The 10,050-nt window shown below is 58.4% G+C and carries 6 protein-coding genes and 1 pseudogene; 3 read left to right on the forward strand and 4 right to left on the reverse strand.

Annotated features, from left to right (window positions below; genetic code table 11):
- Positions 1-52: 52 nt before the first annotated feature.
- Together LB566_RS29835 and LB566_RS30630 are read right to left on the reverse strand one after the other, a co-directional pair.
- The gene (locus LB566_RS29835; protein ID WP_224629723.1) at positions 53-2,353 is read right to left on the reverse strand and encodes a P-loop ATPase, Sll1717 family; all 2,301 of its coding nucleotides are present in this window, start codon (positions 2,351-2,353) and stop codon (positions 53-55) included.
- 8 nt (positions 2,354-2,361) lie between these two features.
- A pseudogene (locus LB566_RS30630) lies at positions 2,362-2,490 on the reverse strand (DUF4113 domain-containing protein); the annotation flags it as partial.
- Positions 2,491-2,855: 365 nt separating this feature from the next.
- On the opposite strand from LB566_RS30630, the gene LB566_RS29845 reads away from it, so the two are divergent.
- The 3 genes from LB566_RS29845 to LB566_RS29855 all read left to right on the forward strand — a co-directional run bounded on the left by LB566_RS29845 (position 2,856) and on the right by LB566_RS29855 (position 4,282).
- Positions 2,856-3,185: a hypothetical protein gene (locus LB566_RS29845; protein ID WP_224629724.1), complete on the forward strand. Its 330-nt coding sequence runs from the start codon at positions 2,856-2,858 to the stop codon at positions 3,183-3,185.
- Positions 3,186-3,309: 124 nt separating this feature from the next.
- Complete coding sequence (locus LB566_RS29850) at positions 3,310-3,495, forward strand: hypothetical protein (RefSeq protein ID WP_224629725.1); 186 nt, start codon at positions 3,310-3,312, stop codon at positions 3,493-3,495.
- 304 nt (positions 3,496-3,799) lie between these two features.
- Positions 3,800-4,282 (forward strand): hypothetical protein, encoded by a 483-nt coding sequence (locus LB566_RS29855; protein WP_224629726.1) that lies wholly within the window; start codon positions 3,800-3,802, stop codon positions 4,280-4,282.
- A gap of 194 nt (positions 4,283-4,476) precedes the next feature.
- Here LB566_RS29855 and LB566_RS29860 read toward each other — a convergent pair whose 3' ends face one another.
- A complete protein-coding gene (locus LB566_RS29860) occupies positions 4,477-8,088 on the reverse strand; it encodes an autotransporter outer membrane beta-barrel domain-containing protein (protein ID WP_224629727.1) in 3,612 nt (1,203 codons plus the stop codon).
- A gap of 13 nt (positions 8,089-8,101) precedes the next feature.
- On the reverse strand, positions 8,102-9,301 hold the full coding sequence (locus LB566_RS29865; RefSeq protein WP_224629728.1) for a TIGR03032 family protein: 1,200 nt from the start codon (positions 9,299-9,301) through the stop codon (positions 8,102-8,104).
- Positions 9,302-10,050: the final 749 nt, after the last annotated feature.

Here is a 10,050-nt window from a genome sequence, read left to right on the forward strand (position 1 = left end):
GCCCCAGCGGAGGCCTCCATCCACATTCCTGTAACCGGGTAGAAAACGAATCCTAATTCAAACCGGGGTGAAATGCCGGGCTAAGCATATAAGTTACATTCGCACCCGCCTTTTTCTCTAACACCCTCAGATGCTTCATGTCGTAATTGACGTCAAATATATATGTGGTTCTCTCGACGTGATGGATTCCGATGAATCCGTAATAAAGAAGAAATTCAATTACACTTTCAACGCGGTAAGGAGCGATATCGGCCCCAAGGATGATCTTCTCAAGCTGATCTCGGCTGAAACTCTCCCCTTCGCCAATAAAATGGTAAATTAGGGTGGTATCCGTTCCGATAATATCGGTAAGTTCTTGATCGGCGTCGGTGATAAGGTCCAGCGAATAGCTTCTGAGGCCCTTTGCAATATCTTCCTGCTCGATCTTTTCGTGCCCAAGCCCGACGGCGAAACCGCGGCAATGGCCGATAAGCTTGATGAGATTGCGTGGCCGCATCAGCGACCTCTCAATCAGATAGCTTGATGTCTCCTCGCCCTTGTAGTGGCTGATGGCGACACTCGACCAAACCTTCTCGAACGGGGTTTTGGGCGGAAAAAGGCCGGAGATAAGCCGTCGGCGCAACATCTCGCGCAGGACATCTGGCTCGGTCCAATCGAGCACCGCGCGGCTTTCCTTGCCATAATCGGCGGAACCCTCGACAAGGAGCTGGTAAACGTCGTTCCGCACGAAAACAACGCAGTGGAAGTCGTGCTCGTCCGATTGCATTTGGCGCTGCATCTTACGCGCAGCGTCAATCAAAGCTCGGAGGATTGTGACGTCTTCGTCGTTAAGCCCGTGTGCCGACCAACCCTTGTCTAGATTGTCGAATAGCACCCATACGCTGTCCTTGAACTCGAGATATGCCGAGAGCGCGTCGCGCACGTCTTTGATGTTATGTTTGTAAACGAGCTCCGTAACCTGGACCGAGGTCAGCCGTTGCTCCCGGTCAGACTGACCATACGTGCGCTTGAAACTATCTACCAGCGCCCTGGACAATGACTGCAGCCGTTCCGAAAAATCCCCCTCGCCGGCGTCGCCTGACTCGTAGGCCTTTTGCAGGGCCAGATATGGCTCGTAGAGCTTGCCGTCTCGCATATATTTGGTCTTGTCCTTCTCGAGGACCTTGTAGCAAATCTCCAGGTAGAGAACGTACTCGAACAATGCAGTGATTAGATGGGTTCGGGCGCCCTCAGCCAGGTAATCCAAAACGTCCTCCTTGAGCCGGATGAGCTGGTAGCCCTCCGGCTTCAGGTCGACAACAATGTTCTGGACCTTGGCGCGCTTCTCGTTTCGAAGCTGGGAGAATAGCGCGGTCTTTCCGGCTCCTTTTCGCCCGACCACGAGGTTGACCTCGCCACGGGAAGCTCGGCCATATTGATCCGTCCTTAGGTAATATCGGGCCAAGGTCTGGAATTCGTTCTCTGCAATGGCATCGCCTATCGACAGCTCCGATAGAAAAGTGCCTTTTGGAACGGCAAGTGGATCATCTGCTTGCATTCGCTCAGTCACATCGAGCGCAAATTCATTGATGAGCTCGGCGATATCTTCGGCTTGGGAGAACGTCTTTACCATGTCGCGCACGTCAAGCGGCGCAGGTCCGTCCGGCGGCTGGAGGATCAGGGTGACTTTACCCAGCCCGAATGCCAGACCGGCTATAAAAGCTGCGCGTATGTTGTGGACGTCGGCATCGACGAAGGTAGACGGCAACAACGGCACAATGGCCCCGATGCAGGCCGAGATGTCGACCACGGCCTTGCTGGCCGACATCCTGATTTCCTCTTGCGGTATGAAACTCCGGAAACCTAAGCGAGATTTCTTGACCCGCGCCCCGATCGCCAGCATCGGAGCGTTCGATGTCGGAGTGTTCAGGATGTAAACCGGTGCCTTTTTGTTCGGCTCGACCCGGAGGGGTAAGGGATTGTCCGGTGTCGCGCCATGAAGAATCCGGGCCAAGCCTTGGCCTTCCGAGTAGGTTGTAAAGCCCAAGGTGTCGAAGATGCCGATCTTCGTTATCAGCGAGGTCTCGCGAGCGATGTTCTGGTCGCGAACCAGATGCACGCGCTTTCCGAGGCCGATAGCATAAGCAATCTCGAACGTAACGTTGAAGTTCATTATCGTCACGTCGGCGAACAGCATGTCTGCATCGGAAATCGCCTCAAATATTGGATCCGTTAATGGCCTGCCAGAAATATCATTTTCCTGCCAAAGCGTGATCTCAAGGTCCCGGCGCGACTGACTTAGCGCCTGTTTGGCAGACCCGATTGCGTCAATCACGTCGCGTTCGGACGACGGATATGCAAAAAATGCCTTCATATTCCCCCCTAGATTTCCTTATAAGTAATTATCTCCTTTTCAAAGTTCCAGCTGTTGATCCTGTTGAACACAAGAATTGACGGGGGCAATTCACCCCACCGCGTCGTGTAGCAAGGCGACTTCCGGTCAAACCTGGTCGATCAGGTTCGCTTCAACAATCGCCCCCGGCGACGGGTGCCGTTTGGTAGATTGGTCCCTAGCTTCCAAGTTTCGCTGTTCATGCTATGTTCAAGGCTGGAGGCAAGCATGTTTGAAAATCTGCAGCGTGAACTTAGACGGCAAACTCGATAGGCGTTCCGATCGAGTCGGACGCCGACGGGTACTACGACCGGGAATGCCCTGCCACGGAATGCATGTTCTCTTTCAAGATCCATAGCGATGACTGGCGGACATCGTTCGCGACGAGGAAGTGTTTTGTCCATCGTGCCGTCATGCCGCACCGGCCAAGCCCTGGTAGACGACCGAGCAGGTTGAGCAAGCCAAGGAATACGCGCTCAACAAATTGAAAAGCGGTATTAACGCGGCGATGCGTGCGGACGCCGACGCCTACAAGCGCCGCCAGAATCGCAACTCATTCATCCGCATGACGCTAGAGGTGAAAGGCGGCCATGACACCTTGCTGGTGCCTTTGGCGGCTGCCAAACCCATGCAGTTAAAAACGACCTGCGAAGGCTGCAATTGTCGGTATTCGTATATCGGCGCTGCAATCTGGCTTAAAGAGAAGAGCTGCCAAGGCACGGGAGAAAAGCGCCGCCGGTGGATCGGCGTGGGCGACGAGCAGGCGATCTCCACGCAGAGTTTTTGGCCTCGCCTGAAAGTATCCGAGGCGTGAAGCGGAGGATGCCCTCTAGTGGGTACAGACGCGATCCAGCGCGATGGCTCGAGGTTTGCCGACGTGCCCTCGGTCGTAGCATGGTAGCCCCAAGACCACCTCGTTACGTCGCAGGAGCCGCAGTATGGACAAGAAGGAAGCTGCACAGGAGATAATGCAGATCGTAAGAGGTGAGCTGGCGAGCGCCAGGAGCGCGGCAGAGGGGCACCAATCTTGGCGAAAAATCGATGAGGCGATGATCAAACTAAGGAGAATCGCTTCCATTTTGGACTACGATAGAAAGCCGCCAAAACCTGCCAATCATATTTGATGTACTTGCGACGGCCGAGCTCGGTGGAACTTTTTAGTTTGGATCGGTCGGCGCGGAGGAGCAAGGTGCGCCATTTCGCGGTCACTAATAGCTTCTCCGCGGCCCTGTCCGTCCCGGTACTGCCCCATGAGCGACTAAATCTCGGCTATGGTTCCCCGGCTCAACGACAGCAGGAGCTGCGCTAGGCGACGGCGAGCGCATTGAGCCGCTCTTCCGCAGCGCACATTCAAGGCCTACGCCCGATTGGTGGCGTGTAGTCGACGTGCCAATGCGGCCCGTGGGTTGCATCCGGCTCCGGGCCGACATGCGCGCCCCAACTTTCCAGCGCGCGCTGCACTTCGGTTTGCTGGCGATGATTTCCAAGTGGAATGGAAATATCGCGGGCGCGGTCATCCAGATGGTTGCTAACCGTAGCCCCGCGTGCGCGGGCTCGGTGTATTATCTGTTCGAACGCCTCGATGGCTTGCGATCGGGTAGCGCGAGAATGTTGAGCGGCCCATTCGTCCATCTCCCGAATATGCTGGGCCTGACGATATACACTCAGGAACTGCGTACGGTTCGAAAGCCGCCGCTCCGCCATCAATTCAGCTTGGCGGCGGACGGTCCGCATTCCGCCAGTAACGTGTATGTTCATGTGGGGAAATTGCCGCTGCAGTTCTCGAACAAGCGCGTCAAGGGTCGTGGGCGGCGAGACACGTTCCCATGTTTCGAGACTCGGCTGTTGAGCGCCGTGTCGAATATGGCCCCCGCCAAAATCGGGACGAACCTCAACCAGCACACGGGTTGACCCGACCTTGAGAAGAGTTCCCGAAATTCTAAGCATTGATGAAACGGCAGCACGGTTTGATGGCTGCTTATGCTAGCCTTCTGCGTCAGGAAAAACAAATGTCGCATTGCTGTGCTCGATCGCCGAGCGTAGCACCTGTCGGGCACGGGTCGCCGCACGAGACATAAGCCGCTCTGGTGCCCACGAGCGACTAGCTAGAAGGCAATCTTTATTCCGAGCTTGGCGCCGATGGTGGAACTGTCGGACGACGCCTTGCCACGGACTTCGCCGTTGACGGTGGTCAACTCCGATATCTTCAGATTGAACCCTGCCGTTAGCGCCATGGAAAAATCCGCATCGTCGAAGTCGATCTTTCGGGTACCGATTTCGGTCGTATTCTTGTAGTCGAAACGCTGCTGCAATTCGCCTCGCGCATAGGGGCTGAACACCATGCCGTTGCTAAGCGTGTAATCGCCATAGATGCCGGGCTCTAACCTGATCGCGCCAAAGGAGAGCTGGCTCTTGCCGAACTCGTTGCCGCCGCTGTCAGTATAGGGATCGCCGCGGAACGAAACGCCAAGCAGTCCGCCACGCAGGTCAAATCGGGTGCGCTCGCCCAGGGTGAAGATGTGGCCGACCGATCCCGTGACGGCGTAGCCCCTGGTGTCATAGCTGCCAGTGGTGCCGAGCACGCCGTTGGTCACATCGCTTCCGCCGAAGAAGCCGGAGGCGGAGACTAGCGCGTAGTTGTAGTCCTTGCGAAACAGCGCGTAACCGCCGAACATGCCGGCCTTGTTTGTGCCTTCGCCGATGGCATCAAACCCGTTGAACGCACCGAGGCTGACGTCGGTCGAGGCATAGCCGGCGAAAACGCCGATGTTCAGGCCATACTCCTTGTCGAACTGGAAGTGTTTGGCGGCATTGAAATCCAGGCTGATGGCGGCCGAAAAATCATTGGCATCGAAGCTCGGGCCAGCGCCATTCAAACCACCGCCGCTGATGTTGTAGCCGTCATGCTCGGTATGAGCGAACTGGCCGGAGGCAAAGACGCCGAAGCTAGACGAAACCGGCACCATTCCAGAGCCGCTTGCGGGCGAGAGAGGAAGGTCGGCATCGAGTGCGTCGCGGTTTATGCCATAGACAGCGTCGATTGCCACCTCGACCGCGCCGGCATTGGTGGCGCTGGTGGGCGCCGCGGCAATGCCGAAATTGGCTGGTGTGGCGCGCAGGAACAAGCCGCCTGGGCCAGTTACGAGTTGATAGGTAAAAAGCGAACCCGGCGTGCCGGGAATGCCCAGGACATTGAAGGTCCCGGTAACCGGCCCGCTGGCAAAGACGATGATCGGGATATCGGTCGCCTGGGCGAATTGCGGCGTGCCCAGAAGATTGACGAGGATGGTGTTGGTGCCGGTCGCCGAAAACGTGCCGGTGACGATCTTGTCCGCCTGGACCGTCTGCTGATCGATATCGAGCCCTAGCTGGGCATTGTTGAGCGCAAGACCGCCAAGGGTGAATATGTCATCGGCAACGCCATCGAGCATGGTGATGGTCGACCCAACCACGTTGGCCCTACCGCTCAGACCGGCATTGCCATTGATGATGAGCGTGGAGCCATCCACCAAATTCAGCAAGTTAATAAAATTCATGCCCGTGCCGAATTTGATTGTCGACGGGTCGACGGTGACGCTGTCAAATCCTTCAAACAACTGGGTCTTCGTGCCGCCCGCAGAGAGGTCAGTATCGATGATGGTGGCAACGGCGTTGGTTCCGCTGAAGACGACTCCGTCGCGCAGGCTGATTGGCGCTGGCGAAAGCGGGTCGTTGATGACGAGACTGGACAGACCGGTGATATTGCCACCGATTGCGCCGCCAGTCAGAGTGACCGTTTCGGCGTCGACATCACCGGCGATTGAACCGCCTGACATCGCGACCTGGTCGATACCGCTGCCCCCTGTGACATCGCCGCCGATCGAGCCGCCCGAGACGGTGATCTGGTCGGCGCCATCATTACCCGCGACGAAGGAGTCGATTATGCCGCCGTCGACGGTCAGGGTGTCGTTGCCGTTGCCGCCGCTCACGGCGCTGCCAAGATGACCGCCGGTCATCCTGAATGTGTCATCGCCGTCTTCAAGTCCGACTGCATCAGGCCCGATCGCGGCATTACCCTGGATCTTTGCGGTGCCCGAAATGATCACTGTGTCGTTCTGGCTGCCTGCGAAAATCGAGCCATCGATCGTACCGCCGCTCGCATTGAAACTGTTGCCACCACCAAGACCAAACACCGAGCCCGTGATCGTGCCGCCCGTTATGCTGACCAAGTCCGGGCTGTCTCCCGAAAGCAGGATATTGCCGCTGATGATACCGCCCATCTGGTTGATAGTGTTGGGGGCGCTCGCGGTCAGATCGATCGCGCTGCCGGCAGTGCCGGTGATCGAGCCTGTGTTGGAGATCGTGACCGCGGCCGCCGTGTTTGCGAGAATACCCGTTGCGCCTGCGATTGAACCGGCGTTATTCACGCTCGCTGCGCGGCCGGTGCCCGACACAAGCTCGATGCCGACCGTGGTTCCGCTTACTGTCGCGCCGCTTCCCACCGTCACCGTGGTCGTCGAACTGGTGACGGCGGATTCGTTGCGCGCGTAGATGCCCGCGCCGCCATTGCCTGTCACCATGCCAGTGGCGGTGATCGACAATGAGCCTGTGCCCCCATTGAGAGCGCGGATGGCATCTATGCCACCGCTCACATTCGCAGCGCTGATCGTGAGATCTGCACCGGAACTGTTGTCGGCAAGAATGCCGATATTTGTCGTGCCTGTCACTGAACCGGTGGCATTGATCGACAAGGCGCCGCTTCCCCTGTTGATTGCGGCAATGCCGTATCCCCCGCTGCCGTAAGAGGTAAAGGGATACCCTACAGCACCCGCACCGCTCACCACGCCAGTGGTGGTGACCGAGAGCGCGCCGCTTCCATTGTTAAGGGCGACGATGCCGGAGGATGCACCGCTCACGTCTACGGCGTTGATCGTCAGATTGGTTCCATCGTTGTTGGCGTAGATGCCGTCTGCCCCAAGTCTGCACTCGCAAGATTCATAGCCCATTCCCTCGCCGCTGACAGCGCCAGTGGCAGTGATCGAAAGCGTACCGCTTCCATTGTTAAGGGCGACGATGCCTGAGGATCCTCCGCTTACATCCGCGACCTTTATCGTAAGATTGGTTCCATAGTTGCGAGCGAAAATGCCACTATACGTCGCTCCCTTTACTGCACCGGTGGCCGCGATATACAGCTCCCCGCTCCCGAGATTGTATGCGCTAATGCCGGCGTACCCACCTGTCACCTCCGCCGCTTTGATTGTCAGATCGGTACCGGCCGAGCTGTTGATTGCGAGGAGGCCGGCGCCTGCCGTGCCCATCACTGTGCCCGTTGTCGTGATCGACAACGCGCCACCCCCATTGTTGCGGGCTTCGATACCGTTAAGTTGGCCAACAATAGTGGATGAATAGTTGTCGGTGAACGTCAAGCCACCTGTGCCGGTCAGCGTGAAGGCGTTGCCGCCGCTCCCCTCGCTGGCTAGTCTGGTGTCGATGCTGAATCCAGGGACTGTGGTCACGGTCAGGGGCTGTGGTTCGTCGGGGAGCGCCTGTTCCGCCGTGAGCGTGCCACCGCAGGTGTAGGTACCGCCGAGAAGCGTGCAGTCGGCAGAGGCACGGCGGACATATCCACGGTAGCCGCCCAAGAACGCGCTCGTCGCGAGCGCACTACCGAGCACAAATCGGTGGCGCAGACTGAGCGCCGGCCCGTCCGTATTTCGCAGTTTCGCACCCTGCCTCATGATTGTCACCCACTCATATACCTTGGTCGTTGGCTGGCGAGGGCGGCACGACAGCCACCGCGAGAGAATCGTTCGATGGCAATTGCGGCAGCGCCCCACCCGGCGCATGGCTGACGACGGTTGCCGCGTTGGCCGAGCCCGGGCTCACTGCCATCGGGCAGGCGAAGCCGGGGATCACGGCAAGGTCGTAGAGCTCGGCCACCTGGCCGTCGATGCGGAACCAGTCGACGCAGTTACCCTTCTCAAGGTCGATGACCTGGATGCCGCACCATGGCTCCGAATCGGCTGCCGCAAGGCGGGCGTCGAGCGCCAACCCCTCGAAGCGCCGGTAGCGCGGCTTGGAAAGTCCTACGAATGCGTACTTCCCGCAAAATGCCAGCCCGCGCAGGAAGCCCGGGCAGAACGCGACTGGGTCGAAGCGGCCCGTACCGCCATTCTTCGGCAGCTCCACGCATCCGAGCTCGCCGGTGCCGGAGTTGAGCAGCCACAGTGTACCGCGGTGAAGGCGCGGCGAATGCGGCATGGAGAGCCCCTCGCACACGATCGTGCCGGTCCTGACGTCGATCACGACGCCACCGTCGGAGCGCCGGTCGCGCCAGCCGTCGATTGTGTCGGAACGGCTGACAGCCGTGACGTAGGCGGGTTCGCCCTCCTGCATCGCCAAGCCATTCAGGTGGCATCGGTCCTCGTCTACCAGCGTCGAGACGAAAGGCGGCCGCCACACTTCCGCGAAGCTGTAGCGGTCTGACAGGACAGCAAGGCAGTTGAAGCGTGTATTGACGAATATGGGTTGGCCGGCCGCCCCTATCCCGACGTCATGCGCGTCGAGTTCCCCGGTCACGTGCACGGTGCGCGGCACGTAGCAGGCGTCAAAGATCTCATTGGCCCGCTGGTGCGCTTCCAGCGCGTTGACGAAGCGCACGAGATGGAAGCCTGCCGCTAGCATGAGCGTCCCGTCGGAGGCATGGGCCAGCCCCATCGGCCGTAGAATCGGCGTCTGGTGAACGTTGAGCCCACCGGTCATCGGGTTGCGGCCGATGAGATAGAACAGGCCGGACTGGTATGAGGTGACCGCGAGCGCAATATCCAGCGCCTTCAGCCGCGCCACCAGCCCAGCCGACATCGAATAGGTGAGATCGGGCGAGGCTTCGGCCGGTTCGCTCTCTTCCGGGAAGGGCCCGCCCGCAGCTTCCCCGCTTGCGCGCGCAGCCATGGTGCCGATCTCCACAAATCAACTAATTAGGAATCTATGATCTCAGCTAACTAGGAATTTAGGAATGCATCATCTCCGGCTAATGTATGATCTCAGCTTCACCCAAAAGGCAAACCTTAAATGGACTGACAGAGATCATGATGCGAGGAACTCTGCCCCCTGTTGCTCTTCGGCAACGGCAACAATTCTTGAGCAGCTACGTGACAGTGGGGCATAAGTTCGAAGTTCAGCAGAACGTCTGACAATCATTGGCAGACGTTGACGGTAAAATGGACACGATCGCGAACTCGGTCACAGCATTTAATATAATTTGACTTCTGTTTAGTTCTCGGTATCGAGCGATCATTGCCTGTTTAGACGTCTGCGCCGACTGTTTCCGCATCCGAAAAGCTGCCCGCCTCACGCTAATTGTCCGAGAAGATGCTGACGCGTGGGTGATTTCGCCCCTTAGCGAAGCGGGAAACCATGCGGGCTGAGCGGCGGACATTCGCAAACCATTGACCCCGCCAACGATCAATAACGGCCAGTGCTCCATCGGGCGTCGTGTTCGCGCAGATGGTGCCTTTGTGCGCTTGGCTACTCCTTGATCAGGCGCCGGCAAGATCAGATTGGTACGCTCTTGCGGCGGACGCATTGTGGTTTAACGCGCGTCCATTCAGCTGAGCAGCAGGGCCCGACGGACCGGCGCCATCGTTGCCGCAGCTAAAACACACCACCAATGCCTATGCCGCCACTGATGTCTGGTGGGG

Origin of the sequence: Mesorhizobium sp. CA13, assembly GCF_020165235.1 — a bacterium.
Lineage (GTDB): Bacteria > Pseudomonadota > Alphaproteobacteria > Rhizobiales > Rhizobiaceae > Mesorhizobium.

Coding starts and splice junctions, on each gene's coding strand:
- LB566_RS29835 (WP_224629723.1), bottom strand. CDS start 2,353: ATGAAGGCATTTTTTGCATATCCGTCGTCCGAACGCGACGTGATTGAC.
- LB566_RS29850 (WP_224629725.1), top strand. CDS start 3,310: ATGGACAAGAAGGAAGCTGCACAGGAGATAATGCAGATCGTAAGAGGT.
- LB566_RS29855 (WP_224629726.1), top strand. CDS start 3,800: ATGCGCGCCCCAACTTTCCAGCGCGCGCTGCACTTCGGTTTGCTGGCG.
- LB566_RS29860 (WP_224629727.1), bottom strand. CDS start 8,088: ATGAGGCAGGGTGCGAAACTGCGAAATACGGACGGGCCGGCGCTCAGT.
- LB566_RS29865 (WP_224629728.1), bottom strand. CDS start 9,301: ATGGCTGCGCGCGCAAGCGGGGAAGCTGCGGGCGGGCCCTTCCCGGAA.